A 25,120-nucleotide genomic window follows, 5' to 3' on the forward strand; every position below is an offset into this window, starting at 1 on the left:
ATGTTGCGCCGTCTCTACGACTGGACCCTGCGCCTGGCCGGCCATCCTCGCGCGGAGCTGGCCCTGGGCGGGGTGACCTTCGCCGAAAGCTCGTTCTTCCCGATTCCGCCGGACGCCTTGCTGGTGCCGATGGTCCTGGCCAACCGGGCCAAGGCCTGGCGCTACGCGACGATCTGCGCGATCAGCTCGGTGCTGGGCGGCATCGCCGGCTATTTCATCGGCTTGCTGCTGTTCGAGAGCGTGGCCATGCCGATCCTGGCGTTCTACGGCTTGCTGGAGAACTTCGAACAGGTCGCCGAACGCTACAACGAACTGGGCTGGCTGATGGTGCTGCTGGGCGGCGGCTTCACGCCGCTGCCGTACAAGGTGATCACCATTACCAGCGGAGTGACCCAGCTCGACCTCTGGCTGTTCGTCGGCCTCAGCCTTGTCGCCCGCAGCCTGCGCTTCGCCGCTACCTGCGCTTTGCTGTTCTGGGCCGGCCCTCGCCTGAAGACCCTGATCGAGCGGCGCCTGGGCATGGCTTTCGTGCTGATGGCGGTGATGGTGGTCGGTGGGTTGATGTTGGGGAAATACGTTCTTTAGCCAGCAGTCGGGGGACGGCCCAGGCGCTTGAGCGCCAGCATCGGTTTGCCCAGCAGAGCGCTGAGTTGTCTGGAGCGTTGCATGGCCGGACTTTCTATGAAACGGAAGGATAGGTACGACGCGATCACCACCAGGGGAGTGATCGCGCCTATGACCAGCCAGTGTTCCAGAGCGGAAAACGCCTTGGCGTTGTCCCTGCCGATCAGCAGTTCGAAGCTGATGAATAGGATGCACCCGTGCAGCAGATACATGCTGTAGGTCATTTCGCCGAGGAAGCGGGACAGTGCTTGAGTCAGCAGGCCGAATAGGCTCGAACCCGCCGCAATCAGCAGGAAAGCCAGGCCGAGAATGAGGATCGCCGTTTCCTGATAGGCGCTGGGAAAGAGCACTCCGGGTAGGAGCAGGAGCGCCAGGCATAGGAGATTGCCGGGAATACTCGCGGCGAATCGCTGCAGGTGCGTCGAGCGTACCGCGAGCGCTGACACCCCACCAGCGACGAACATATAGGCGAGCGTCCAGTTCGGCTGCCAGGCTTTCAGTACCAGCCAGATCATGCCCGCCATGATGGCCATGGCTACTGGGGAAGGACGGTTCCCGAGCAGGACGCCGAGGAATGGCAGGCAGAAGTAGAACAACCACTCATAGGGCAGCGTCCAGGTCACCCCTGCCACGATGCGGAATGTCCCGATGAAACCGTTCATGTCAGGCTTGCTCGGTATCGAGAAGAGCAACCAGTCGAGCATCTTGCCAAGCAGGGCCGAGGGCGCCTCGCGCAGGGAAAAGCCGGTGGCCGTGAACACCAAAAGGAATAGCAGTGCCATTGCCAGGAGATAGGCTGGGAGCAGCCGGGCGATCCTCGATGCATAGACATCCAGCCATCTGATCGGCGTGCCGCGGCTGTGCAGGAGCTTGTGAGCGAAGAGGAAGCCGGTGACCATGAAGAACAGCGCGACGCTGGTCTGGCCGAAATGGGCGTAGAGCCGGGACGGCGGTAGTTGCCAGAGACCATCCTTCAGGTAGTAGTACCAGATGGACGAGTGATGGAGAAAAACGAAGAACGCCAGGTAACCGCGCAGGCCGTCGATGGTGACGAACCGGGAAGCGGGCAGGCGCGCGCTGCCAAGGCGACGAAGAAACTCACAGGTGGCGAGCGCCACAGCCAGGCAGGCTAGGGCAGGTAGGGCGCTGGTGGGGCTCATTCGTCGGTCTATCTCTGTCGGAAGACCGAGAATGATATGTCAGATTCCTACATTGCGAGTGAGCGAGCTTCGAATTTGAGACGTGGGTGTGCGATCCGATCCTGCGCCCGCACCAGCTCCAGCTCGTAGCTGCCGCAGGCCTGGGTTTCCAGCAGCACTTCATGGACCGCGGCGCCGGTGAATTCGAAGGCGTTACGCAAGTCGTCGCCGAGCAGCAGGCGAGAGAGGAACAGCCCCGAGGCCAGGTCGCCGACTCCGACCGGTTGCCGCGGGAAGGCCAGCAGCGGGCGTTGCAGGTGCCAGGCCTGATCGGCGGCCACCAGCAGCATCTCGAAGGTGTCGCCGGCCTTGCCCGGATAGTTCAGGTGCTTTACCAGGATTGCCCTGGGACCGCGTGCCAGCAGGCTCCGTGCCATTTCCACGCAGTCGGCGAGGGAGTTCGGTTGGCGGTCGCAGAAGCTGTCCAGCTCCAACTGGTTGGGGCACAGGTAGTCGGCGACCGCGGCGGCTTCTTCCAGCAGGAAGTCGCTGACCTCCGGGGCCACGATGCAGCCTTTTTCCGGGTGGCCCATGACCGGGTCGCAGAGGTACAACGCCCGAGGGTTGGCCTGTTTGATCCGTGCCACCACGTCGAGAATGGCGCGGCCCTGGGCGGCGCTGCCGAGATAGCCGGACAGCACCGCGTCGCAGTTGCCCAGTTCGCCGATGCCGGCAATACCGTCCACCAGCGCCGGGATCTGCTCCGGCGGCAGCACCTGCCCGGTCCATCGACCGTACTGGGTGTGGTTGGAGAATTGCACCGTGTTCAACGGCCAGACGTTGATTCCGATGCGCTGCATCGGGAACACCGCCGCGGCATTGCCGGCGTGGCCGAAGACCACATGGGACTGGATGGCGAGCAGGTGGGGCGTGCGTGGCATGAGACGACTTCCTACAGCTGAGTCGGCGCAGTATGGGGGCTAATTCACATGGCGAAAACACCCCCCACTCGCTGCCTGCCGGGAGAACGGGTAAGCTGACCTTCCCCCTACACCGGATTCCGCTCGTGACCCTGGGTAACCTTTTCGTCATGCTCCTGTTGGGCGCCGCCGCAGCCTGGTGGTGGCGCGCCCATGGCGTGCGCGAGCGGGCGTTGCTGCTGGCCAAGCAGCATTGCGCCAAGCAGGGCGTGGAACTGCTCGACGAGAATGTCGCGCGCCGGCGCCTGCGCCTGGCCCGTGACCACCGTGGGCAGTGGCGGCTGAGCCGCGAGTTCGGTTTCGAATTCACCGTCAGCGGCGAGGAACGCTACGCCGGGCGCATCGTCATGTATGGCTATCACCTCGGCGCCATCGAATTGGCCCCGCATCGCTTCGAGGCGGCCGCCGAGGTCGACAACCCGCCGGTGCATAGCGCCGAGGTGATTCGCCTCGACGAGTGGCGGCAGTCCCGGCAGAAAAAGGTCGGCGACTGAGGCGGCAGAGCGTCAGGGCAGTATCCCGAGAGCCTTGAGACTGGCCTTGCCCAGTTCGACGCGCTTGCCGATGTCGGCCTCGCCGCCGGGCATGTCGATGTTCAGGGCGAAGCCGTAGAGCCGCTCGTTGCGCTTCACCCAGCCCACCCACCAGCCGAGTTCCGGCGTGCAGTCGAAGCACCAGCCGGTCTTGCCGTGCAGCTCCCAGCCCGGGCCGCTTTCCAGCAGGGTCATGGCGCGCACGGTGGACTGCACCGGGGCGGGGAATGGCAATTCTCCCTGCGCCAGTCGGAGCAGAAAGCGGGTCTGTTCCATCGCGCTGATCTTCAGCGGTCCCACCAACCAGAAGTTATCCACAACCTGGCCGATTTCCGCGTTGCCGTAACCCAGGCGCGAGACATTGGCGCGCATCCGCTCCAGGCCGATGCGTCGCGCCAGTTCCTGGTAGACCGGTACGTTCGATGCCTTGATCGCGTCGCGCAGGCTCATGTCGTGCTCCCAGGCCTTGAAGCGCTGGGGCTTGCCGCCATAGGGAAGAACCTCGTCGGCGGATCTAACCGCCCCTGTGGATAAGCCAATCAGGCTGTTCGCCACCTTGTAGGTGGAGGCAGGAACGAAGCGAGTTTCCGCGCGCTCCCGGTCATGGCCGACATAGCGCTGCCGCTGCACATCGTAGAGGACGAAGGTGCCTTTCACCCCGGCCGCGCCGAATAGCTTGTCCACGGCCTGGCTGTCGTTCCATTCGCTGGCCTGGGCATGCCCGGAGAGCAGGAGAAGGGCGCTGAAGAGGAGAGGGCGCATGGCTCGGTCCTGTGGGGGTCATCCTCCCTGGGACCGATGGATGAGCGCCGGATTCCCCACGGAAGGAGCGTTCATGGATTGGGCAGGAGAAAGTCGCGTACGCGTTCGGCGGCATCGGCCGGGTCTTCCTGCATGAAGCAGTGGCCGCCGACCACCGCGTGGGCGCTGACCTGGGGGTTGAGCGAGCACCAGCGCGCCACCGACTTGGCGACGAAAGGGTAGGTGCGGTCACCGTAGAGCACGCGGGTCGGCGTGGTGATCTTGTCCAGCGACGGCCACAGCCGCCTGGGGAAGGAGCTGAAGATCTCCGCTTCGCGGCTTGGCCGGCACTTCAGCTCGACTCCGCCGTCGCTCTCCTTCAGCGCATATTCCACGTAGGCCCACAGCGCCTCGTCGGTCCAGCCCTTGAAGATACCGCGGCCGCGCAAGCCGGCGTAGGCGGCTGCGCGATCGGGCCACTGGCTGCGGCGCAGGCGCGCCTTCTTCGCCAGGCTGCCGCGCAATTGCAGGCCGAGGGTCTCGGAAAGTGCCATCACGCCGATCATCGCCGGGGTGAACAGTACCGGGTCGAGCAGCACGGCGCGGGCGAACAGGGTGGGATGGCGGGCCAGGACGAGGCTGCTGAGGACGCCGCCGAAGCTGTGCCCGCAGGCCAGTCGCTGGACATCGCCATAGGGACCGCGCCCGGCCTCGAAGGCCTCCACCGCCATCTCGGCGTTGCGGTTCCAGCCGTGGAAGCGGCCGCCGTGGTCGCTTTCGCCGTGGCCCTGGATGTCGCACAGCCAGAGGTCGAAATCCTCCGCCAACAGACGCAGCATCGGTTCGTAGGTGCGGCCGCAGAAGCCGTTGCCATGGAGGAAATGCAGCAACGGCTTGCCGCTCGGTTCGCTGCGCCAGCCGCGCAGGGTGAAACCGGCCGAGCAGGAATGGGACCAGGGGGATAGCGACATGGGCGGACTCCTCGTACGGCGCGCAGTGTAACCGGGCGCCGTGCTATCGTCGCCGCTTCCCGCCGCCGTTTCGATCCGCCGATGTCCTTGTCCCGTCCGCTGCGCCTGTTCCTGCTGTTGCTGCCGCTGCTCGGCGGCCTGCTGCTGTCCATGGACTGGGCGGGTCGCCAGGCGCGGCAGCAGGCGCTACGCGCCGAGGGCGAACAGGTGCGCAAGCAGCTGGACCTCTACGCCGGCTCGCTGCAGACCCTGATCGAACGCTTCCGCAGCCTGCCGGCGGTGCTGGCGCTGGATCCGGACCTGCGCGCGGCGCTGGCCGGGCCGATCGACGGCGAGTTGCAGCAGCGCCTCAACCTCAAGCTGGAAAGCATCAACCTGGCCGCCCGCTCCTCCACCCTGGAGCTGCTCGACCGTACCGGGCTGGCCGTGGCGGCGAGCAACTGGAACCTGCCGACCAGCTACGTGGGCCACAACTACGGTTTCCGTCCCTATTTCCGCCAGACCATCGCCCAAGGCTCCGGACGTTTCTATGCGGTCGGGGTGATCAGCGGGATTCCCGGTTATTTCCTGTCCCACGCGGTGCGCGCCGAGGACGGCAGCTTCCTGGGCGCAATCGTGGTCAAGCTGGAGTTTCCCGATCTGGAACGGCAGTGGAACCAGACCCCCGACCTGGTCCTGGCCAGCGACGCCAAGGGCATCGTGTTCCTCGCCAACCACGCCGGTTGGCGCTACCGCGAACTGGAACCGCTGGATACCGTGGACCGCTTCGAACTGGCGGAGACCCGGCAATACGATCGCCAGCCCCTGACCCCCCTGCGCCACCAGACCTTGCGCAGCTACGGCGAAGACAGCCGTCTGGCGCGGGTGGAAAGCGCCGACGGCGAGAAGGACTACCTCTGGCAATCGCTGGACCTGCCCAACGACGGCTGGACCCTGCACTTGCTGCGCGACACCGCGAGCATCCAGGACGACGTCGCCACCGCGCGCCTGGCCGCCGCCGGCACCTGGCTGGCGCTGGTCTTCCTCGGCTTGTTCCTGCACCAGCGCTGGCGTATCGCCCGCCTGCGGCAACGTAGCCGGGAGGAGCTGGAGCGCCTGGTCGAGCAGCGCACCGCCGACCTGCGTACCGCGCAGGACGGCCTGGTGCAGGCGGCCAAGCTGGCCGCCCTGGGGCAGATGTCGGCGGCCCTGGCCCATGAGATCAACCAGCCGCTCACCGCCCAGCGCATGCAACTGGCCAGCCTGCGCCTGCTGCTCGACGCCGGACGCCACGACGAGGCGCGCCAGGCGTTGCCGCGCATCGACCAGATGCTCGAACGCATGGCCGCGCTCACCGGCCACCTGAAGACCTTCGCGCGCAAGAGCGCCGGCGGCCTGCGCGAGCGTATCGAGTTGGGCCACGTGGTCGAACAGGCGCAGCAGTTGTTGCTGCCGCGAATCCGCGCCGAACGGGTGGAGATCGAGCAGGCGCTGCTCTGGCCGGCCTGGGTGATGGGTGACGCGATCCGCCTGGAACAGGTGCTGGTCAACCTGCTGCGCAACGCCCTGGATGCCGTTGCCGGCCAGGAGCGGCCATGGATCCGCCTGGCCCTGCAACGGCTTGGCGGCGACTGGGTGCTGAGCGTCGCCGACAACGGCGGCGGGATTCCCGCCGAGCACCTGGGCAGCGTCTTCGATCCGTTCTTCACCACCAAGCCGGTGGGAGAGGGACTCGGCCTCGGCCTGGCGGTATCCTATGGGATCGTCCACGAACTCGGCGGCCGCCTGCAGGTCGCCAATGCCGAGGCGGGAGCGGTGTTCAGCCTGATCCTGCCGGCGGCCCCCGATGACACGAGCGTAACGACATGAGCGACCAGGTGATCTTCGTCGACGACGAAGCGACGATCCGCGAAGCGGTGCAGCAATGGCTGGAGCTGTCCGGCTTCGAGGTGCGCCTGTGCCTGCGCGCCGAGGAATGCCTGGGAGCATTGGACAAGTCCTTCGCCGGGGTGGTCATCAGCGATGTGCGCATGCCCGGCATGGACGGCCTGCAACTGCTCGCCAACCTGCAGGCGGTCGATCGCGACCTGCCGGTGATCATGGTCACCGGGCACGGCGACGTGCCGATGGCGGTGGAGGCCATGCGCCAGGGTGCCTACGACTTCATCGAGAAACCCTTCACGCCCGAGCACCTGCTCGGCAGTTTGCGGCGCGCGCTGGAAAAGCGCCGCCTGGTGCTGGAGAACCGGCGCCTGAAGGAGCAGGCCAGTCTCAAGGACCAGGTCGATGCGCGTCTGCTCGGCGTGTCCAAGCCGATGGAAGCGTTGCGCCGGCAGGTTCTGGCCCTGGCGCCGACCCCGGTGAACGTCCTGATCCGTGGCGAGACCGGCAGCGGCAAGGAACTGGTTGCCCGCTGCCTGCACGACTTCGGGCCGCGCGCCGACAAGCCGTTCGTGGCGCTGAACTGCGCGGCGATTCCCGAGCAACTGTTCGAGAGCGAGCTGTTCGGTCATGAGAGCGGCGCCTTCACCGGCGCGCAGGGCAAGCGCATCGGCAAGCTCGAGCATGCCCATGGCGGCACCCTGTTCCTCGACGAGATCGAAAGCATGCCGTTGGCGCAGCAGGTCAAGCTGCTGCGCGTCCTGCAGGAGCAGCAACTGGAGCGGCTCGGCTCGAACCAGAGCATCCACGTCGACCTGCGGGTGATTGCCGCGACCAAGCCCGACCTGCTGGCCGAAGCACGTGCCGGACGCTTCCGCGAGGACCTGGTGTATCGCCTGAACGTCGCTGAGCTGCGCCTGCCGCCGATCCGCGAGCGTCGCGAGGACATCCCGCTGCTCTTCGAACATTTCGCCAGCGTTGCCAGCCAGCGCCTCGGCCGCGAGCCGCAGCCCGCCGCGCCGGCGGAACTGGCGCGGCTGATGGCCCACGACTGGCCGGGCAATGTACGCGAGCTGGCCAACGCCGCCGAGCGTCATGTCCTCGGCCTGGAGCGCGGGGACGCGGAGGAAGGCGGCGGCCTCACCTCGGGGCTGGCGGAACGCATGGAAGCCTTCGAGGCGGAGTGCCTGCGCCAGGCGCTCGGCCAGTGCCGCGGGGACATCAAGGCGGTGATGGAGTTGCTGCAACTGCCGCGTCGGACACTCAACGAAAAGATGCTGCGGCATGGCCTCAGCCGCAGCGATTTCGTCGGTGAAGAGCCGGCCTGAAGCAGCCCTCGCGAGGCGTCAGAGATCCTTGGCCAACTCCGTTGGCGCCTGGCGCCCGCCGCGTTGCAGCAACGCCAGGTAGACCAGCCCCACCGCGATCCAGGCCAGTCCGAGCAACTGTGCGTCGAGGCTCATGCTGTACAGCACGTAGGCGATGATCGCCAGGCCCACCAACGGGAACAGTAGATGCCGCAACCACTGGCCGGAGCGCTGGCGGCGGTAGTAGTGGTTGATCACGCTCAGGTGCAGCAGGCAGAAGCCGGTGAGGGCACCGAAGTTCACCAGTGAGGTGAGCACGTCCGGTGCGTCGAGGAAGGCCCAGCCGATTCCCAGCGACAGCACCGCCACCAGGTACAGGCTGACGTGCGGCGTCTGGTAGCGCGGATGGACCCTGGCCAGCGCGCGCGGCAGCCTGCCGTCGCGGGCCATCGAGTAGAGCAGGCGCGAGACCGCTGCCTGCGAGGTGATCGACACGGTGACACCCCAGGCCAGCGCGGTGGCTACCGCGGTCAGCATCGACAGCCACTGGCCACCGGCCGCTTCGGCGATCTCGTAGAAGGCGGTGTCCGCCGACTTGAAGTTCATCCCGGCGGCGAGGTCGGTGGCCAGCCAAGTCTGCGCGATGAAGATGCCGCCCATGATGAACAGCGCGATCAGCGCGGCGCGGCCGATCTGTCGCGCGGGATCGCCCTTGACCTCCTCGGCGAGGGTGGAGATGGCGTCGAAGCCGAGGAACGACAGTACGGCGATCGAGGCGGCCTTCATCACCAGGCCGAGATCGAAGGCCTCCGGGCGATACAGCGGTTCGAGGGTCAGCCGGCCGTTGCCCAGGCCGCCTTCCAGCGCCTGGTAGCCGACCACCAGGAAGATCGCCAGGACCACCAGCTCTCCGATCAGGAACAACAGGTTGGCGCGGGCGGCGAAGGTGATGCCGCGCAGGTTGACCAGGGTCGCCGAGACCAGGAACAGCAGCATCCAGGCCAGCTTGGGGATCGCCGGGAACAAGTGGTTCAGCGCCAGCGCGCTGAACACGTAGAGCAGCGGCGGGATCAGCAGGTAGTCGAGCAGCAGCACCCAGCCGGCGATGAAGCCGACATGGGGGTGGATGCCGCGCTGGGCGTAGGAATACACCGAGCCGGCAATCGGAAAGGCCTTGGCCATGGCTCCGTAGCTGAGGGCGGTGAAGAGCATCGCCAGCATGCCCACCAGGTAGGCCATCGGCACCATGCCGTGGGCGTCGGCATGGACCCAGCCGTAGACCCCGAACGGGGCGATGGGGATCATGAAGATCATCCCGTAGATGATCAGGTCGCTCAGGGACAGGCTGCGGCGCAGCTGTTGCCGGTATCCGAACTGTTCGATGGCCATGACGGGCTCCTCGGGAAAAGGCAGCGTATTGTCGTTATCGGCGCCGCACGCGAAGCGGGCCTCTTTCTCGTTATTGGCGACCGGCGGCGCCGGTCATCGCATCAGAGCCAGGGATACAGACGCTCGGCCCAGGCGCTCACCGCATCCGGCGTGCGCAATCCATCGTTGCGGATCTCCAGCAGCACCGCTTCCAGACCGCGTGCGTCGCCATGCACCGGAACGGTAGTGTCTTCCGCCGGGTCGATCGCATAGGGCTGGTTGCCGGCGACTTCCAGGCCGTGCCGGCGCAAACCGTCGAGGATGCGCCCGGCGTAGGCGCCGGCGTTGCGATAAAGCACCCCGGCAACCAGCGGGCGGGGTCTGCCGTGGTACACCGGGGTAAAACTGTGCACGCCGACCACGCGGGTCGGCACGCCGGCGGCCTGGCGCTCGTCGAGCAGTTGCGTCAGGCGCTGGTGGAACGGATGGAACAGGCAATCCTGGCGATAGCGGCGCACCGTCTCGGACAGCTCGCGGTTGCCGGGAACCGGGTAGATCTCGCTGTGCGGCGGAATGCTGTCGGGTGCCTCCAGCGGTCGGTTCAGGTCGATCAGCAGGCGCGAGTAGCCGGCCGCCAGCAATGGCGCGTCGAGCCGCCGGGAAAGCTCTTCGGCCAGCGCCAGGGCGCCGATATCCCAGGCGATGTGTTCTTCCGCCGCGGCCTGGTCCAGGCCGAGGCGCTGCAACTCCAGCGGGATGTGCCGGCTGGCGTGCTCGCAGACCAGGACCACCGGGCTGCGCCCTTCGGGGTTGAGCAAGCGGTAGGGAGGCAGCTGGTAGATGCCGAGTTCGGGGTTGTCAGTAAAGCTCGGCATAGTGGCGGCACAGGTCGTCGTCGGAAAGGCCCGCCGTCAGTGCCAGTTCGTGGCGCTTCATGGCGAGGTAGGTGTCCAGCAGCGGCTTTGGCAGCTCGGCGCAGAGCGTCTCGTCGCGCTGCAGGCAGTCGAGCGCATCGCCGAGGGTCGCCGGCAGGGCCTGGATGCCGCGGGCCTGGCGCTCTTCGTCGCTGAGGCCGTGCGGATCGACATCGGCCAGGGCGCGCAGCGGCAGGCGTCGTTCGATGCCCAGGCGGCCGGCGATCAGCACCGCGGCCATCGCCAGGTGCGGACAGGCGGTGGCGTCCATCGGCCGGAATTCCAGGTTGTACTGCTTGCCCAGCGGCTTGCCGCCGACGCTCACCACCGGGCAGATGCGCAGCGCCGCTTCGCGGTTGCGCAGTCCCAGGCAGGCGTAGGCGGCGCTCCAGTGGTGGGGTTTCAGGCGCAGGTAGGAGGCGGCGGTAGGCGCGGTCAGCGCGCACAGCGCCGGCAGGTGCGCGAGCACGCCGGCGGCCCAGTGCTCGCCGAGTTCGGAGAGATCGTTGGGTCGACCGGGCTCGTACAGCAGCGGGCTACCGTCGGCATGTTGCAGGCTCAGGTGCAGGTGTACCCCGTTGGTCACCGCGCCGGGTGCCGGCAGCGGTGCGAAGCAGGTACGCAGGCCCATCTGCCGCGCCACTTCGCGAGTGACCTCGCGGACGTTCACCGCGCGGTCGGCGGCGGCCACGCCCTGCGCCGGGCGGCAGGTGACCTCGTACTGGCGCTGGCCGTATTCGGGGAGGAACATCTCCGGCTCGGTGCCGGCCTGGGCCAGGGCGCTGACCAGCCAGCCGGGGAACTGCCCGGCGGCACGCTGGGCCTGCAGCGAAAACGCCGCGGCCGGACGCTCGCCGGGCAGGCCGAGCAGGCTGAATTCGTGTTCGAACGCCGCGATGACCTGCAGGCCGCTGTCGCGATAGCGTTCCACCTCGGCCCGCAGCAGGCTGCGCGGGCAGGCCGACCACGGCGTGCCGTCGGTTTCCACCAGGTTGCCGTGCAGGTAGTCGAGCGCCGGCGCAGCGGCGTCGGGACCCTGCTCGACGCGTACCCGGCTGTTCGGGTCGGGCAGCAGGCGCAGGTCGCCGTGGCTGCCCCAGGGGCTGCTCTCGTCGATCAGGTCCTGCGGGGTCAGCGAACTGTTCGCCGGTACCCAGCCGCAACCGCTGGCCAGTTGCTCTTCCAGGGTCGCCAGGGGCAGCGAGCGCCCGCGGGTGATGCCGGCCAGGTCGGTGGTGACGAAGCTGACCAGGCGTACCGGCTGCAGGCGGTTCACAGGTTGCTCCGGCCGAGGGCGGCGATGCGTTGCAGGACGGTCTCGGTGTCGCTGATCCAGCAGTAGCCCTTGATCGCTTCCAGGCAGGCCTGGTGGCGTTCCGGGGTATGGGTGGCACAGGCATCCTCGACCAGGGTGACCAGGTAGCCGCGGTCGGCGGCATCGCGCACGGCCATGTCCACGCACTGGTCGGTGACCACCCCGCAGACGATCAGGTGGCGGGTGCCGAGGTTGCGCAGTACGTAGTCGATGGCGGTGGAGTTGAAAACGCCGGAAGAGGTCTTCGGCAGCACGATCTCGTTGGCGGTCGGCTCCAGGGCGTCGATCACCCTGGCGTCCGGGCTGCCCTTGGGCAGGTGCATCTCCGACAGCTTGTGATCCAGCGAGCGGTCGCGGCCATCGGCGGTGAGGCTCTCGATGACAGTGTGCAGGACGTTCTCGTCCACTGCGCGCATGGCCCCGAGCAGGCGCTGCTGGTTGGGGATCACCTGGTTCTGCACGCGCTCGTAGAAGTAGCCGGCTGCCTGCGGATCGACGTGCGGGTCGCGCCCCGGCTCGACCCAGGCGCGCTGCATGTCGACGAACAGGATGGCGGTCTGCCGGCGGCCGAACGGCAGGTCGCGCGGCGAGTGGTGGGGCAGGCTGAACATCGGGTCATTCCTCCAGAAGATGACTGCTGAACGCATTGCGGAGCTGGTCGATGCCCTCCAGGCGTTCGTCGAGCGGCGCGCCCATGCGCGCCACCAGGGTCGCTACCAGTGCCTCGACCTGGGCCATGGCCGGCACCAGCGAGTCGAAGGGCGAGGCGGATTCCACCGGCGAACTGACGATCAGGTCGGCGTGTTCGCGCAGCGGCGAGGCGTAGATGTCGGTGAACAGCACCAGCCGCGTGCCGCGTGCCTTGGCGGCCTGGGCCACGTGCTGGGCCTGGCTCTGGTAGCGGCGATAGTCGAACAGGACCAGCAGGTCCTGGCGGCCGAGGTCGTAGAGCTGGTCGGGGAGCAGGGCGCCGTCGTCGAGCAATCGGCATTGCGGGCGCAGCAGGCGCAGATGGGTGACCAGGTAGCCGGCGAGGAAACGGCTGAAGCGTCCGCCGTGGCAGTGCACGCGCAGGCGGCTGTCGAGCAGCCAGTCGGCGAGGCGCTGGATGTCATCGGGGCGGGTCAGGCCGAGGGTCTGTTGCAGGCTCTGGCCAGCCTGGTCGAGGTAGCGCGCCCAGGTGTCGTCGCGGCCCATCCGCTCGCGACGTTCGGCGAGCAGGGTCCGCGGCGAGCGCAGGCGGTCGTCGACGTCGGCCAGCAGCGCTTCCTGGAAGTCGCCGTAGCCGGCGAAGCCGAGCTTTTTCACCAGGCGCATGATCGTCGGGTCGCTGACTCCGGCGTGCCGGGCCAGGCGCGTCATCGGACCGAGGCCGAGGCGCGGGTAGTCATCGAGCAGGGCACGCACCACCTTGCGCTCCGCGGGCGTCAGTTCGGCGGGCGGGGAGGCCAGGCGTTGTTTTAGTTCTTGCATGGGGCATCCTCGAAGGTGGGTCGATTGTGTAGTGAATTTTTCAGATTGTTCAATATGTGACGGAATGTTTTTTTCACTACATTTCCCGCAAACGGCCGAATGACCTCTGTCGTGGCACGGCAGGCAGACGTGCGGCCGGGCCGGAAACGAAAAAGCCCGGTCGAAGACCGGGCTTTTTCCAGGGGCGGTTACGCAGCGTGGCTCAGAACGCCGGCACCACCGCGCCTTTGTATTTCTCCTGGATGAACTGCTTGACCTCGGCGCTGTGCAGGGCCTTGGCCAGCTTCTGCATGGCGTCGCTGTCCTTGTTGTCCGGCCGCGCGACCAGGATGTTCACGTAGGGCGAGTCGCTGCCTTCGATGGCCAGCGCATCCTTGGTCGGGTTCAGCTTGGCTTCCAGGGCGTAGTTGGTATTGATCAGCGCCATGTCGACCTGGGTCAGCACGCGCGGCAGGGTCGCGGCTTCCAGTTCGCGGATCTTGATGTTCTTCGGATTGTCGACGATGTCCTTCGGCGTGGCGGTGATGCTCTTGTTGTCCTTGAGCTTGATCACCCCAGCCTTGTCCAGCAGGAGCAGGGCGCGGCCGCCGTTGGTGGCGTCGTTGGGGATCACCACGGTGGCGCCGGAAGGCAGTTCGTCGAGCTTCTTGTACTTGCTCGAGTAGGCGCCCAGCGGCTCGATGTGTACGCCGGTCACGGCGACCAGGTCGGTGCCCTTGGCCTTGTTGAACTCATCGAGGTACGGCTGGTGCTGGAAGAAGTTGGCGTCCAGGCGCTTCTCCGAGACCTGCACGTTCGGCTGCACGTAGTCGGTGAACTCCTTGACCTTCAGTTCCACGCCTTCCTTGGCCAGCAGCGGCTTGACCACATTGAGGATCTCCGCGTGCGGCACCGGGGTGGCCGCGACGGTGAGGGTCTCGGCGGCCTGGGCGGCGGTGAGGCCGAGCGCCGCGACAGCGGAGAAAGCAGCAAGCAGTTTTTTCATCTTCAACTCCTTTCGAGGTGTTCCTGGCGGCTGTGGATAACCGCGGCGCTCAGGGTTTTGGGCTTGGCCGGCAAGCTTACTTGCGCGAGAAGTGCACCACCAGCTTGTCGCCCACGGTTTGCAGAATCTGGACGAGGATCAGCAGCATCACCACGGTGACCACCATCACGTCGGTCTGGAAGCGCTGATAGCCGAAGCGGATCGCCAGGTCGCCCAGCCCGCCGGCGCCGACCACTCCGGCCATCGCGGTGTACGAGACCAGGGTGATGGCGGTGACGGTGATGGCGGCGATGATGCCCGGCCGGGCTTCCGGCAGCAGGGCGTTCCAGATGATCTGCCGGGTGCTGGCGCCCATCGCCTGGGTTGCCTCGATGATGCCCTTGTCGACCTCGCGCAGCGCGGTTTCCACCAGGCGCGCGAAGAACGGCGTGGCGCCCACCACCAGCGGCGGGATGGCCCCGGCGACGCCCAGCGAGGTACCGGTTATCAGTACGGTCAGCGGGATCATCACGATCAGCAGGATGATGAACGGCAACGAACGGAGGATGTTCACCACTAGCGAGAGCAGGGTGTAGACCGCCTTCTGCTCGAACATCTGCCGTGGCCCGGTAAGGAACAGCAGGACGCCGAGGGGCAGGCCGAGGACCACCGTGAATAGCAGCGAACCGCCGAGCATCCAGAAGGTGTCGACGCTGGCCAGCCAGATTTCGTACCAGTCGATGTTGGCGAAGCTCATGGTTTCGAAGAAGTCCATCAGCGCAGTACCTCCACATGTACGTCAGCGGCGTTCAACTGGCTCATGGCGGCTTCCAGGTCACCGCCGACCAGGGCCAGGGTCAGCTGGCCGTAGGGCGTGTCCTTGATGCGGTCGATGCGTCCGGAAAGGATGCTGTAGTCGACCCCGGTCTGCCGCGCCACGGTGCCCAGCAGCGGCGCATAGGTGGCTTCGCCGCGGAAGGTCAGGCGCAGGATGAGACCCGGCACGTGGGCGAAATCGTCGTGACGCTCGTCTTCGTCGACCCGTTCGGCCTCGAACACGAAGCGGCGTGTGGTCGGGTGCTGCGGATGGAGGAAGACATCGGCGACATCGCCCTGCTCGACGATGGCGCCGCCGTCCATGACCGCGACCTGGTCGCAGACACGACGGATCACGTCCATCTCGTGGGTGATGAGGACGATGGTCAGCTTCAGCTCGCGATTGATTTCCGCCAGCAGTTGCAGGACCGAGGCGGTGGTCTGCGGATCGAGGGCGCTGGTGGCCTCGTCGCAGAGCAGGATGCTCGGCCGGCAGGCCAGGGCGCGAGCGATGCCGACGCGCTGTTTCTGTCCGCCGGAGAGCTGGGCCGGATACTTGCGCGCGTGGTCGGACAGGCCGACCCGCGCGAGCAGCTCGGAGACCCGCGCATCGACTTCGGCACGGCTGAAGCCGCCGGCCAGGCGCAGGGGCATGGCGATGTTGTCGGCGACGGTCTTCGAGGACAGCAGGTTGAAGTGCTGGAAGATCATCCCGACGCGCTGGCGGAAACGGCGCAGGCCTTCGGCGTCGAGGGCGGTGACGTCTTCGCCCTCGACCAGGATGCGGCCGCCGCTGGGCTCCTCGAGGCGGTTGATCAGGCGTAGCAGGGTGCTCTTGCCGGCACCGGAATGGCCGATCAGGCCGAAAATCTGCCCGGCCTGGATGTTCAGGCGGGTCGGTTGCAAGGCGGGGATTTCCCGACCGGCAACTCGATAGGTCTTGTGGACGTCGTGGAATTCGATCACTGGGCGAACCTTGTGGGTGCGGCGATGCTGTTACGGCTGGAGCACGGGCTTGGCGGGAAGCATGGGCGGTCAGCTAAACCGAACATTTTACCTTGCTTTCTTATGCATTATTAATATTTGTTGGTGATGAAAAAACATTGAAATGGAATAAGCGTCTGGCTCGCTCCCGACAAGCGCTTTCTGCTGCGGCCGGGGCTGGACCGGCCTCAATTCCGGGGGGTAAGTATCAATCGGGTCGGCTTGTCGGCCTGTACGACATGGCTGAGATGCAGGTCGAAATCGGGTGAGAGCTTCTTCACCCGCGCCAGGAGCTGGTCGGAAACCAGCGGATAGTCGCTGTCCCGGCGCACTTCGATATGCACCCTGCAACGGTAGGCGACGACATCCGCGGCCACCGCGTCGAGCACCGCACCGAGGCCGCCCTGGCCGGTGCCGTCGAGCATCGGCAGGGGCACGGCGCTGCTGGCCGCTTGCGGATCGATCAGGTGGGGAGCGCCGGGCAGCGGCTTCAGTTCGCCGTCGGGCGGCGTCTGGATGATCTGCTGCATCTGCTGCTGGGCCGCCTGCTGCATGCGTCGGGCCTGCTCGGCACGGGCGGGATCGACCTTGGCGCGGTTGATCGCACCGTCCAGCCCGGCGGTCAGCGCCGGCGCCTTGGGCATCAGTCCGCGGGCATGGCCGAGGGCACTGGTGGCGGTGTTGAGGTCTCCTTGGCGCAGCGCGGTTTCCCCGCGCTGCATGTAGGCCTCGGCCAACTGGCGGCGGAATGCTTCGACGCGCTCGTCGCCGGCGGCGGCGCTGCGCAGGGCCAGCCATTGTTGCTCGGCCTGTTCGAGCTTGCCGGCGGCCAGGGTTTCCTGCAGTTCGGCATAGGGATCGGCGGGCTGCGCCTGGGGCGCGACCACCGGCGTCGGTTGCGACGACGCATTGCCCTGGCAGGCGCTGACCAGCAGCGCCGCCGCCAGGATGGACAGCAGGCGAAAGAAGGACGACATCATTCCTGCGGGTTCTCGTTTGGTCAAAAAATCGCCAGATTCTACACCGTGCGGCGGGGCAGGACAAAACTCAGCAGGAACAGGCCGGCGGCGCTGACCACGATCGAGGGGCCGGCGGGGGTATCCTTGAACCAGGACAGGGCCAGGCCGGCGCACACCGCGACCAGTCCCAGCAGGCTGGCACCGACCGCCATCTGCTCGGGACTGCGGGCATGGCGCTGGGCGGCGGCGGCGGGAATGATCAGCAGCGAGGTGATCAGCAGTACGCCGACGATCTTCATCGCCACGGCGATGACGATGGCGATCAGCAACATCAGCGCCAGGCGGATCGCTCCGACCGGCAGGCCTTCCACCTTCGCCAGTTCCTCGTGCACGGTGATCGCCAGCAGCGGCCGCCAGAGGAAGCAGATCAGTGCCAGGACCAGCGCGCTGCCGGCGATTATCCACAGCAGGTCGCTGGCGCTCACCGCCAGCAGATCGCCGAACAGGTAGGCCATCAGGTCGACCCGCACTTCCTTCATGAAGCTCAGGGTGACCAGGCCCAGCGACAGGGTGCTGTGGGCGAGGATGCCCAGCAGGGTGTCGGCGGCCAGCGGCTGGCGCTGCTGCAGGGTCACCAGCAGCACCGCGAGCAGCACGCAGCCGACGGTCACAGCCAGGGTCGGGCTGACATCGAGGAGGAAACCCAGGGCTACCCCGAGCAGTGCGGCGTGGGACAGGGTATCGCCGAAATAGGCCATCCGCCGCCAGACCACGAAGGAGCCCAGGGGGCCAGCCACCAGGGCCAGGGCGAGGCCGGCGAGGAGGGCGTTGAGCAGGAAGTCAGCCATGGTTGCAGTCGGGGCCGTGCTTGTGGACAGGAGTGAAGCGGGTGCCTGGAGGCAAGGCGCCGGGACCGGCCTTGACCACCTCGCCGTGGAGGTCGTGGGCGTGATCGTGGTGGTGGTGGTAGATCGCCAGGCTGCGAGCGTCCTGGCCGAACAGCTCGACGAAGGCCGGGTCGCCGCTGACCTGCTCGGGGTGCCCTGAGCAGCAGACGTGGCGGTTCAGGCAGACCACCTGGTCGGTGGCGCTCATCACCAGGTGCAGGTCGTGGGAGACCATCAGCACACCGCAGCCGTAGCGGTCGCGCAGTTTGCCGATGAGGCGGTAGAGTTCGGCCTGGCCGGCGACGTCGACGCCCTGCACCGGCTCGTCGAGCACCAGTAGCTCGGGCTTGCGCAGCAGGGCGCGGGCCAGCAGCACGCGTTGCAGTTCGCCACCGGAAATGCTTTGCAGCGGGCGCTCCAGCACGTGCGCCGCGCCGACCTCGCGCAACGCCGCCAGCGCCTGCTCGCGCCTGACCCCGGGTACCAGGCGGAGGAAGCGCAGTACGCTGAGCGGCAGGGTGGCGTCGACGTGGAGTTTCTGCGGCATGTAGCCGATGGTCAGCCGCGGCCGTCGCCAGACCTCGCCGACGTGCGGCTTGAGCAGGCCGAGCACGCTGCGTACCAGGGTGGTCTTGCCGGCGCCGTTGGGGCCGATCAGGGTGACGATCTGGCCGGGCTCGATGGCCAGGTCGACATCGCTCAGCACCGCTTGGCCGTTGAAGGACACGCCGACCTGGGTCAGCCGCACCAGCGCGTTGTCCATCAGGCGTCCTTCTGGTCCCGGCAGGTGCCGCAGAGGCCGACCACCTCGACGGTCTGGCTTTCAACGGCGAAGCCGACGCTGTTCGCTCCGGCGACGATGGCCCGGCTGATATCCGGCTGTTCCAGCTCGATCGCGGTGTGGCAGGTGCGGCAGATGAGGAACTGGCCCTGGTGGCTGTGCTCCGGGTTGTTGCAGCCGACGAATGCGTTGAGCGAGGCGATGCGGTGCACCAGGCCGTTCTCCTGGAGGAAGTCCAGCGCGCGGTAGACGGTCGGCGGCGCGGCGCGGCGGCCGTCGGTTTCGCTGAGCACCGCGAGGATATCGTAGGCCCCCAGCGGCTTATGGCTCTGCCAGACCAGCTCCAGCACGCGCCGCCGCAGTTCGGTCAGGCGCACGCCCTGGCGCGCGCACAGCGCATCGGCCTCGGCCAGCGCGGTGCTGACGCACTGGCTGTGGTCATGGGGCTGGCAGGCCAGCGGGGTCTTGGGCGCAATCTTGTACATGGGCTGCGACGCTCGAGGGTAGAGACGTTATTATATTACCCGCTAACCACCTTTCATGTGAGTGCCGCCGTGACCCTGCGTCCCTTTGCCCTGCTGTCCGCCTGCTTCGCCCTGTTCCTGCTGGCTTCGCCGGCGCGCGCCGAGGTCAGCGTGCTGACCAGCATCAAACCGCTGCAACTGGTCGCCGCGGCCATCCAGGACGGCGTCGGCCAGCCGGACGTACTGCTGCCGCCGGGCGCCTCGCCGCACCAGTACGCCCTGCGTCCTTCCGACGTACGGCGGCTGCGCGAGGTGCAATTGTTCTACTGGATCGGCCCGGACCTGGAGAACTTCCTGCCCAAGGTGCTCGCCGGCCGCCAGGGGTCCAGCGTCGCGGTGCAGGACCTGCCGGGCATGCACCTGCGCAAGTTCGTCAATTTCGAGGAAGAGGAGCATGCCGGTCACGACGAGCACGACCATGACCATCGTCCCGGCATGCTCGACGCCCACCTCTGGCTGTTGCCGGCCAACGCCCGCACCATCGCCGCGCGGATGGCCGAGGACCTGGCCCAGGTCGACCCGGCCAACGCCGGGCGCTACCGGGCCAACCTGAAGGCCTTCGAGGAGCGCCTCGGCGGGCTCGACGGGAAACTCCGCGAACGCCTGGGCAAGCTTGCCGGCAAGCCTTTCTTCGTCTTCCACGAAGCCTTCGACTATTTCGAGGAAGCCTACGGGTTGCGCCATACCGGCGTGTTCGCGGTATCCGCGGAGGTCCAGCCGGGAGCACGCCATGTCGCCGCCATGCGCGCCCAACTGAAGGCCGCCGGTCCGGCCTGCATCTTCAGCGAGCCGCCGCTTCGACCGCGGCTGGCCGACACCCTCAGCGAAGGCCTGCCGGTGCGCCTGGCCGAACTGGACGACCTGGGCGTGAACGTGACCGTGGACGCCAACGGCTATGAGAATCTTCTGAACAACCTGGCAGGCGAATTTGCCGGCTGTCTGGAAAAGCTCTGAAAACCCGTGACTGATGGCCGCGCCCTCTTGCGCGCGGCGTCCCGATGACTAAGGTTGTCTGTTGCTGCCTGACACAAGATATTGATTCCCGTCAGGTACGGATAACTAGATGTTGCGTACGGTGGCCGGCTTCGGACGCCCCAACAACCATCGGGAGGTTAATCAGCGGATGGCCAAGACAGACGCACGCAGTCCCCGCACCGAACGCGGGACCATCGCCCTGCAGGACGCGTCGCAGGATATCTGGGACAAGAAGTACCGGCTCAAGAGCAAGGACGGTACGCCGGTGGATGCCAGCGTCGACGGTACCTGGCAACGCGTCGCCCGCGCCCTTGCCGATGTCGAGGACAAGGCCTCCCGCGAACACTGGTACGGGCGCTTCCTCTGGGCCCTGCGCAACGGCGCCATCCCGGCCGGCCGGATCATCTCCAACGCCGGCGCCCTGGGGCACAAGCCGGCCACCTCGACCATCAACTGCACGGTGTCCGGAACCATCCAGGACTCCATGGACAACATCCTCGAGAAAGTCCACGAGGCCGGCCTGACGCTCAAGGCCGGCTGCGGCATCGGCTATGAGTTCAGCACCCTGCGCCCGCGCGGCGCCTACGTTTCCGGTGCCGGTGCCTACACCAGCGGGCCGCTGTCGTTCATGGACATCTACGACAAGATGTGCTTCACCGTCAGCTCCGCCGGCGGCCGCCGCGGCGCGCAGATGGGCACCTTCGATGTCAGCCACCCGGACGTCCGCGAATTCATCCGCGCCAAGCGCGAGGACGGGCGCTTGCGCCAGTTCAACCTGAGCCTGCTGATCACCGACCAGTTCATGCAGGCGGTGGAACAGGACGCCGACTGGCCGCTGGTATTCCCGGTGCACGTGAAGGAGCGCGACGAGATCGACCTCGACGACCCCAACGCGGTGGTCTGGCGCGAATGGCCGATCCAGGACGACTACGTCCAGCGCGCCGACGGGCTGGTCGCCTGCAAGGTCTACGGCCAGGTCCGCGCCCGCCACCTGTGGGACATGATCATGGTCTCCACCTACGACTATGCGGAGCCGGGCTTCATCCTCATCGACCGGGTCAACGAACTGAACAACAACTGGTGGTGCGAGGCGATCCGCGCCACCAACCCCTGCGGCGAGCAACCGCTGCCGCCGTATGGCTCGTGCCTGCTCGGCTCGGTGAATCTCACCTGCTTCGTCGAGCAGCCATTTGGCGACGAGGCGCGCTTCGACTGGGACCGTTTCCGCGAAGTGGTGCGGGTGTTTACCCGGATGCTCGACAACGTGGTGGAAATCAACGGCCTGCCGCTGGAACAGCAACGCCAGGAAATCCTTGGCAAGCGCCGGCATGGCATGGGCTTCCTCGGCCTGGGCTCGACCCTGACCCTGCTCAAGCTGCGCTACGGCAGTCCCGAGGCCTGCGTATTCACCGAGGAAGTGGCGCGGGAAATGGCCCTGGTGGGCTGGGAAGTGGCCCTGGAGCTGGCCAGGGAGAAGGGCCCGGCGCCGATCCTGGCGCAGGACTACGAAGTCACTGCGGAAATGCTTCGCAAGCGTCCGGAAATGGCCGCCGATGGCTATAAGGCCGGCGACCGCATCCGCGGCAGCGTGCTTCACGCCAAGTATTCCCGCTACATGCAACGGGTTGCCGAACATGCTCCGGAACTGATCGAGGCGTTGGCTGAAACCGGCGCGCGCTTCACCCACCACAGCTCCATCGCGCCGACCGGGACCATCAGCCTGAGCCTGGCCAACAATGCCTCCAACGGCATCGAGCCGAGCTTCGCCCACCATTATTCGCGCAACCTGATCCGCGAAGGCCGCAAGACCAAGGAAAAGGTCGAGGTCTACAGCTACGAGCTGCTGGCCTACCGGACCCTGGTCAACGCCCAGGCCCTGCCGGACAGCGACGACCCGGCGCGACGCCTGCCGGACTACTTCATCACCGCCGACAGCGTCACCCCGGCGCAGCACGTGGACATCCAGGCGGCGGCGCAGAAGTGGGTCGATTCGTCGATCTCCAAGACCGCCAACGTGCCCACCGACTACCCGTTCGAGGACTTCAAGGACATCTACCGCTACGCCTGGCACCAGGGACTCAAGGGCTGCACCACCTTCCGCTTCAATCCCGAGGCGTTCCAGGGCGTGCTGGTCAAGGAGTCCGACCTGGAGAAGACCCGCTACCGCTTCGAACTGGAGGACGGCAGCGTGGTGGAGTTCAAGGGCAACGAGCAGGTCGAGTACGACGGTGAGATCCATACCGCCGCCAACCTCTTCGACGCCTTGAAAGAAGGCTATTACGGCAAGTACTGAGGCCGGGGGAATCGATATGTCAGCAGTCAAGATCACGCAGAAGATCAAGGGCTTCAAGGTCGTCAACGAAGCCGAGGAGCAGGCCCTTGCCGCCGCTGCGGAAGCCGCGTCGGTGGTGCAGATGGACGAGACCCTGGAGCGCCCGGATACCCTGATCGGCGCCACCTACAAGATCAAGTCGCCGCTGTTCGAGCACGCGCTCTACGTGACCATCAACGACATGGTCCTCAATGCGGGCACGGCGCACGAGCAGCGGCGTCCCTTCGAGATCTTCATCAACTCGAAGAACATGGATCATTTCCAGTGGATCGTCGCACTTACCCGCATCATGTCCGCGGTTTTCCGCAAGGGCGGCGACTGCACCTTCCTTGTCGAGGAACTCAAGGCGGTATTCGACCCGCGCGGGGGCTACCTGAAGAAAGGCGGCATCTACATGCCCTCCATCGTCGCCGAGATCGGCGGCGTGCTGGAGCGCCACCTGACGGCCATCGGTCTGTTGCGTGGCCCTGAACTGGACGAGGAACAGCGTCTTTTCCTCGCGGAAAAACGCGCCGCCTACGAGGCCGCCCAGGGCACCAGCAAGGTCGAGCCGGGCGAAGGCTTCCCCGCCGGCGCGCAACTGTGCGGCAAGTGCAACAGCATGGCGGTGGTACAGATGGACGGCTGCGCCACCTGCCTCAACTGCGGACACTCGAAATGTGGGTGAGCACTTGAAAAACGCATGCGTTTTTCAATGCGAACGACCGGCCAGGATGGCCGGGCCGGGGATGGGCTGAACGACGAGGCCTCGACAGGATGTCGGCTCGGCCTCATCCCAAGACGCCGAACCGCATGCGTTTTTCAATGCGAACGACCGGCCAGGATGGCCGGGCCGGGGATGGGCTGAACGACGAGGCCTCGACAGGATGTCGGCTCGGCCTCACCCCAAGACGCCGAACCGCATGCGTTTTTCAATGCGAACGACCGGCCAGGATGGCCGGGCCGGGGGTGGGCTGAACGACGAAGCCTCGACAGGATGTCGGCTCGGCCTCACCCCAAGACGCCGAACCGCATGCGTTTTTCAATGCGAACGACCGGCCAGGATGGCCGGGCCGGGGGTGGGCTGAACGACGAAGCCTCGACAGGATGTCAGCTCGGCCTCACCCCAAGACGCCGAACCGCATGCGTTTTTCAATGCGAACGACCGGCCAGGATGGCCGGGCCGGGGGTGGGCTGAACGGCGAGGCCTCGACAGGATGTCAGCTCGGCCTTACCCAAGACACCGAACCGCATGCGTTTTTCAATGCGAACGACCGGCCAGGATGGCCGGGCCGGGGGTGGGCTGAACGACGAGGCCTCGACAGGATGTCAGCTCGGCCTCACCCAAGACGCCAAACCGCATGGGTTTTGAAGGGCGAGCGGCCGCAGGACGGCCGTACTCCTGCGGTTCCTGCCTACAACGCAAACGGCAAATGAATCTCCACGTTCTGCCGTTGCGCCAGGCGCATCTCGAACTCCGCCGGATCATGGATCAGCACGTCCTGTCCGGCGAACGCCTCGGCGGCGATCAGTCGCGACAGCCAGAAGCGCACGCAGGCGACCCGCAGCATGCTCGGCCAGTGCTCGGCTTCCAGCGCGGTGAACGGCCGGCGGTTGGCGTAGGCGGCGAGCAGGGCGCGGGCGCGGGCCGGGTCCAGGCTGCCGTCGGCATTGGAGCACCAGTCGTTCAGGGTGATCGCCAGGTCGTAGAGCATCCAGCCGGAGCAGGCGTTGTAGAAGTCGATCAGACCGGCCAGGTGCGGGCCGTCGAATAGCACGTTGTCGCGGAACAGGTCGGCATGCAGGTTGGCGCGCGGCAGCGCAGGGTGCTCGGCATCCAGCGCGGCGATCTCCGCCAGGGCCGGGGCGAGCAGGGCGCGGGCCTGTTCCGGTAGTCGCGGGGCGAGGTTGGCACCTTGTTCCAGCATCCAGGGCAGGCCACGGTCGCTCGGGCGTTCGAGGATGCGCCCGCGGGTGGCGGCGTGAAGGTGGCCGAGCAGATCGCCCACTTCCTGGCAGTGGTGGGCGTTCGGCTGCCGCTCGTGGCGGCCGGCCAGGCGCGGTTGCAGCAGCGCCGGCTTGCCTTCGAGACGGCGCAGGGCCTCGCCGTCGCGGGTGCGCAGGGCGTAGGGCACCGGCAGGCCGTCCTCGTGGAGCACGTCGAGCAGTTCGATGAAGAACGGCAGGTCCTGCACCGGGCCGCGCTCGACCAGGGTCAGGACGAACTCGCCGTGTTCCAGGCTGACGAAGAAGTTGCTGTTCTCGGAGCCTTCGGCGATGCCACGGAAATCCCGCAGGCGGCCCAGGTCGTAGGGGGCGAGGAAGGCTTCCAGGGTCGAGCGTTCGAGTGGGGTGAACACCGACATGTCAGCGCGGCCTCGCCAGGTTGGAAGTGCACATCACCAGCTGAAGATCTCCCATTGTGGAATCAGCTTGTCCGGCTGGTCGGAGCGAATGAAGTTGCCATCGCTGCCGTCGGCGCGGACCAGGAAATAGGGTTTGCCATGCTTGGGAACCACCTTGATGGCGTAGAGGAAGCCATTCACGCGGTATTCCTGGATGGTCTTGTCGCCCTCCTGGCGGATGGTTACGTCGGGCTCGCCGGAGGGCGCGTCGTCGTCCGCCGCCATCGCGACGAGCGGGGCGAACGCCAGCAGTCCGGCGAGCATCAAGCGGTTCAGCGTACGCATGGTA

Annotated in this window: 25 protein-coding genes; 7 read left to right on the forward strand and 18 right to left on the reverse strand. The window is 66.7% G+C overall.

What is annotated here, in order from left to right:
- Positions 1 to 585, forward strand: coding sequence for a YqaA family protein (locus tag AC4OR5_RS01625; RefSeq protein ID WP_003097034.1), 585 nt, complete (start codon positions 1 to 3; stop codon positions 583 to 585).
- On the opposite strand, the gene AC4OR5_RS01630 is transcribed toward AC4OR5_RS01625, so the two are convergent.
- Together AC4OR5_RS01630 and pdxY are read right to left on the reverse strand one after the other, a co-directional pair.
- Positions 582 to 1,784, reverse strand: a complete 1,203-nt coding sequence (locus tag AC4OR5_RS01630) for an acyltransferase family protein (RefSeq protein ID WP_058159831.1) — start codon at positions 1,782 to 1,784, stop codon at positions 582 to 584. The genes AC4OR5_RS01625 and AC4OR5_RS01630 overlap by 4 nt on opposite strands.
- A gap of 47 nt (positions 1,785 to 1,831) precedes the next feature.
- Positions 1,832 to 2,704, reverse strand: coding sequence for a pyridoxal kinase PdxY (gene pdxY, locus AC4OR5_RS01635; protein ID WP_003122320.1), 873 nt, complete (start codon positions 2,702 to 2,704; stop codon positions 1,832 to 1,834).
- A 32-nt stretch (positions 2,705 to 2,736) separates the two neighbouring features.
- Between pdxY and AC4OR5_RS01640 the strand changes: the two genes are divergently transcribed.
- Positions 2,737 to 3,237, forward strand: a complete 501-nt coding sequence (locus AC4OR5_RS01640) for a DUF3301 domain-containing protein (RefSeq protein WP_003122321.1) — start codon at positions 2,737 to 2,739, stop codon at positions 3,235 to 3,237.
- A gap of 12 nt (positions 3,238 to 3,249) precedes the next feature.
- Here the strand turns inward: AC4OR5_RS01640 and AC4OR5_RS01645 are convergent, their stop codons facing one another.
- Positions 3,250 to 4,038: an OXA-50 family oxacillin-hydrolyzing class D beta-lactamase OXA-851 gene (locus tag AC4OR5_RS01645; RefSeq protein WP_014603442.1), complete on the reverse strand. Its 789-nt coding sequence runs from the start codon at positions 4,036 to 4,038 to the stop codon at positions 3,250 to 3,252.
- A gap of 71 nt (positions 4,039 to 4,109) precedes the next feature.
- Positions 4,110 to 4,988 (reverse strand): alpha/beta hydrolase PoxA, encoded by an 879-nt coding sequence (gene poxA / locus AC4OR5_RS01650; RefSeq protein ID WP_003161097.1) that lies wholly within the window; start codon positions 4,986 to 4,988, stop codon positions 4,110 to 4,112.
- An 81-nt stretch (positions 4,989 to 5,069) separates the two neighbouring features.
- On the opposite strand from poxA, the gene AC4OR5_RS01655 reads away from it, so the two are divergent.
- Both AC4OR5_RS01655 and AC4OR5_RS01660 read left to right on the forward strand, forming a co-directional pair.
- Positions 5,070 to 6,836, forward strand: coding sequence for a sensor histidine kinase (locus tag AC4OR5_RS01655; RefSeq protein ID WP_003097020.1), 1,767 nt, complete (start codon positions 5,070 to 5,072; stop codon positions 6,834 to 6,836).
- Entirely contained in the window at positions 6,833 to 8,176 is a 1,344-nt protein-coding gene (locus AC4OR5_RS01660) for a sigma-54-dependent transcriptional regulator (RefSeq protein ID WP_058159828.1), read from the forward strand. The genes AC4OR5_RS01655 and AC4OR5_RS01660 overlap by 4 nt, the downstream gene beginning before the upstream one ends.
- Positions 8,177 to 8,194: 18 nt before the next feature.
- Here the strand turns inward: AC4OR5_RS01660 and AC4OR5_RS01665 are convergent, their stop codons facing one another.
- The 12 genes from AC4OR5_RS01665 to zur all read right to left on the reverse strand — a co-directional run bounded on the left by AC4OR5_RS01665 (position 8,195) and on the right by zur (position 19,101).
- Positions 8,195 to 9,544, reverse strand: a complete 1,350-nt coding sequence (locus AC4OR5_RS01665) for an APC family permease (RefSeq protein ID WP_003099715.1) — start codon at positions 9,542 to 9,544, stop codon at positions 8,195 to 8,197.
- Between the two features lie 101 nt (positions 9,545 to 9,645).
- A complete protein-coding gene (locus AC4OR5_RS01670) occupies positions 9,646 to 10,314 on the reverse strand; it encodes an N-formylglutamate amidohydrolase (protein ID WP_003136463.1) in 669 nt (222 codons plus the stop codon).
- 67 nt (positions 10,315 to 10,381) lie between these two features.
- The gene (locus AC4OR5_RS01675) at positions 10,382 to 11,713 is read right to left on the reverse strand and encodes a glutamine synthetase family protein (protein WP_023100289.1); all 1,332 of its coding nucleotides are present in this window, start codon (positions 11,711 to 11,713) and stop codon (positions 10,382 to 10,384) included.
- Positions 11,710 to 12,363, reverse strand: coding sequence for a cysteine hydrolase family protein (locus AC4OR5_RS01680; protein ID WP_003097010.1), 654 nt, complete (start codon positions 12,361 to 12,363; stop codon positions 11,710 to 11,712). The genes AC4OR5_RS01675 and AC4OR5_RS01680 overlap by 4 nt, the downstream gene beginning before the upstream one ends.
- Before the next feature lie 4 nt (positions 12,364 to 12,367).
- Positions 12,368 to 13,225, reverse strand: coding sequence for a transcriptional repressor QapR (qapR, locus tag AC4OR5_RS01685; RefSeq protein WP_003097009.1), 858 nt, complete (start codon positions 13,223 to 13,225; stop codon positions 12,368 to 12,370).
- Positions 13,226 to 13,427: 202 nt separating this feature from the next.
- Positions 13,428 to 14,210: a MetQ/NlpA family ABC transporter substrate-binding protein gene (locus tag AC4OR5_RS01690; protein ID WP_009316033.1), complete on the reverse strand. Its 783-nt coding sequence runs from the start codon at positions 14,208 to 14,210 to the stop codon at positions 13,428 to 13,430.
- Between the two features lie 76 nt (positions 14,211 to 14,286).
- Positions 14,287 to 14,964 (reverse strand): methionine ABC transporter permease, encoded by a 678-nt coding sequence (locus AC4OR5_RS01695; protein ID WP_003097004.1) that lies wholly within the window; start codon positions 14,962 to 14,964, stop codon positions 14,287 to 14,289.
- The gene (locus tag AC4OR5_RS01700) at positions 14,964 to 15,971 is read right to left on the reverse strand and encodes a methionine ABC transporter ATP-binding protein (RefSeq protein WP_003097002.1); all 1,008 of its coding nucleotides are present in this window, start codon (positions 15,969 to 15,971) and stop codon (positions 14,964 to 14,966) included. The genes AC4OR5_RS01695 and AC4OR5_RS01700 overlap by 1 nt, the downstream gene beginning before the upstream one ends.
- A gap of 206 nt (positions 15,972 to 16,177) precedes the next feature.
- Positions 16,178 to 16,966: a PA5502 family lipoprotein gene (locus AC4OR5_RS01705; protein WP_073657448.1), complete on the reverse strand. Its 789-nt coding sequence runs from the start codon at positions 16,964 to 16,966 to the stop codon at positions 16,178 to 16,180.
- Positions 16,967 to 17,007: 41 nt separating this feature from the next.
- Entirely contained in the window at positions 17,008 to 17,796 is a 789-nt protein-coding gene (znuB, locus tag AC4OR5_RS01710; protein ID WP_003096998.1) for a zinc ABC transporter permease subunit ZnuB, read from the reverse strand.
- Positions 17,789 to 18,598, reverse strand: coding sequence for a zinc ABC transporter ATP-binding protein ZnuC (gene znuC / locus AC4OR5_RS01715; RefSeq protein ID WP_003099732.1), 810 nt, complete (start codon positions 18,596 to 18,598; stop codon positions 17,789 to 17,791). The genes znuB and znuC overlap by 8 nt, the downstream gene beginning before the upstream one ends.
- Positions 18,598 to 19,101, reverse strand: a complete 504-nt coding sequence (gene zur / locus AC4OR5_RS01720; RefSeq protein WP_003096992.1) for a zinc uptake transcriptional repressor Zur — start codon at positions 19,099 to 19,101, stop codon at positions 18,598 to 18,600. Before zur ends, znuC begins: the two co-directional genes overlap by 1 nt.
- Positions 19,102 to 19,170: 69 nt before the next feature.
- On the opposite strand from zur, the gene AC4OR5_RS01725 reads away from it, so the two are divergent.
- The 3 genes from AC4OR5_RS01725 to AC4OR5_RS01735 all read left to right on the forward strand — a co-directional run bounded on the left by AC4OR5_RS01725 (position 19,171) and on the right by AC4OR5_RS01735 (position 23,114).
- Positions 19,171 to 20,094, forward strand: a complete 924-nt coding sequence (locus tag AC4OR5_RS01725; RefSeq protein WP_024947780.1) for a zinc ABC transporter substrate-binding protein — start codon at positions 19,171 to 19,173, stop codon at positions 20,092 to 20,094.
- A gap of 109 nt (positions 20,095 to 20,203) precedes the next feature.
- Positions 20,204 to 22,408 (forward strand): adenosylcobalamin-dependent ribonucleoside-diphosphate reductase, encoded by a 2,205-nt coding sequence (locus AC4OR5_RS01730; protein ID WP_003122328.1) that lies wholly within the window; start codon positions 20,204 to 20,206, stop codon positions 22,406 to 22,408.
- Between the two features lie 16 nt (positions 22,409 to 22,424).
- Positions 22,425 to 23,114 (forward strand): TSCPD domain-containing protein, encoded by a 690-nt coding sequence (locus tag AC4OR5_RS01735; RefSeq protein ID WP_003096987.1) that lies wholly within the window; start codon positions 22,425 to 22,427, stop codon positions 23,112 to 23,114.
- A gap of 727 nt (positions 23,115 to 23,841) precedes the next feature.
- Here the strand turns inward: AC4OR5_RS01735 and AC4OR5_RS01740 are convergent.
- Both AC4OR5_RS01740 and AC4OR5_RS01745 read right to left on the reverse strand, forming a co-directional pair.
- Positions 23,842 to 24,792, reverse strand: coding sequence for a homoserine kinase (locus tag AC4OR5_RS01740; RefSeq protein WP_058159826.1), 951 nt, complete (start codon positions 24,790 to 24,792; stop codon positions 23,842 to 23,844).
- A gap of 33 nt (positions 24,793 to 24,825) precedes the next feature.
- Entirely contained in the window at positions 24,826 to 25,116 is a 291-nt protein-coding gene (locus tag AC4OR5_RS01745; RefSeq protein ID WP_003096984.1) for a DUF2782 domain-containing protein, read from the reverse strand.
- Positions 25,117 to 25,120: the final 4 nt, after the last annotated feature.

It is taken from the genome of Pseudomonas sp. YA1 (assembly GCF_058680555.1).

Coding starts and splice junctions, on each gene's coding strand:
- AC4OR5_RS01680 (WP_003097010.1), bottom strand. CDS start 12,363: ATGTTCAGCCTGCCCCACCACTCGCCGCGCGACCTGCCGTTCGGCCGC.
- AC4OR5_RS01630 (WP_058159831.1), bottom strand. CDS start 1,784: ATGAGCCCCACCAGCGCCCTACCTGCCCTAGCCTGCCTGGCTGTGGCG.
- AC4OR5_RS01735 (WP_003096987.1), top strand. CDS start 22,425: ATGTCAGCAGTCAAGATCACGCAGAAGATCAAGGGCTTCAAGGTCGTC.
- AC4OR5_RS01625 (WP_003097034.1), top strand. CDS start 1: ATGTTGCGCCGTCTCTACGACTGGACCCTGCGCCTGGCCGGCCATCCT.
- poxA (WP_003161097.1), bottom strand. CDS start 4,988: ATGTCGCTATCCCCCTGGTCCCATTCCTGCTCGGCCGGTTTCACCCTG.
- AC4OR5_RS01690 (WP_009316033.1), bottom strand. CDS start 14,210: ATGAAAAAACTGCTTGCTGCTTTCTCCGCTGTCGCGGCGCTCGGCCTC.
- AC4OR5_RS01745 (WP_003096984.1), bottom strand. CDS start 25,116: ATGCGTACGCTGAACCGCTTGATGCTCGCCGGACTGCTGGCGTTCGCC.
- AC4OR5_RS01655 (WP_003097020.1), top strand. CDS start 5,070: ATGTCCTTGTCCCGTCCGCTGCGCCTGTTCCTGCTGTTGCTGCCGCTG.
- pdxY (WP_003122320.1), bottom strand. CDS start 2,704: ATGCCACGCACGCCCCACCTGCTCGCCATCCAGTCCCATGTGGTCTTC.
- AC4OR5_RS01665 (WP_003099715.1), bottom strand. CDS start 9,544: ATGGCCATCGAACAGTTCGGATACCGGCAACAGCTGCGCCGCAGCCTG.
- znuC (WP_003099732.1), bottom strand. CDS start 18,598: ATGGACAACGCGCTGGTGCGGCTGACCCAGGTCGGCGTGTCCTTCAAC.
- AC4OR5_RS01645 (WP_014603442.1), bottom strand. CDS start 4,038: ATGCGCCCTCTCCTCTTCAGCGCCCTTCTCCTGCTCTCCGGGCATGCC.
- AC4OR5_RS01660 (WP_058159828.1), top strand. CDS start 6,833: ATGAGCGACCAGGTGATCTTCGTCGACGACGAAGCGACGATCCGCGAA.
- zur (WP_003096992.1), bottom strand. CDS start 19,101: ATGTACAAGATTGCGCCCAAGACCCCGCTGGCCTGCCAGCCCCATGAC.
- qapR (WP_003097009.1), bottom strand. CDS start 13,225: ATGCAAGAACTAAAACAACGCCTGGCCTCCCCGCCCGCCGAACTGACG.
- AC4OR5_RS01705 (WP_073657448.1), bottom strand. CDS start 16,966: ATGTCGTCCTTCTTTCGCCTGCTGTCCATCCTGGCGGCGGCGCTGCTG.
- AC4OR5_RS01695 (WP_003097004.1), bottom strand. CDS start 14,964: ATGGACTTCTTCGAAACCATGAGCTTCGCCAACATCGACTGGTACGAA.
- AC4OR5_RS01730 (WP_003122328.1), top strand. CDS start 20,204: ATGTTGCGTACGGTGGCCGGCTTCGGACGCCCCAACAACCATCGGGAG.
- AC4OR5_RS01640 (WP_003122321.1), top strand. CDS start 2,737: ATGGGGGCTAATTCACATGGCGAAAACACCCCCCACTCGCTGCCTGCC.
- AC4OR5_RS01740 (WP_058159826.1), bottom strand. CDS start 24,792: ATGTCGGTGTTCACCCCACTCGAACGCTCGACCCTGGAAGCCTTCCTC.
- znuB (WP_003096998.1), bottom strand. CDS start 17,796: ATGGCTGACTTCCTGCTCAACGCCCTCCTCGCCGGCCTCGCCCTGGCC.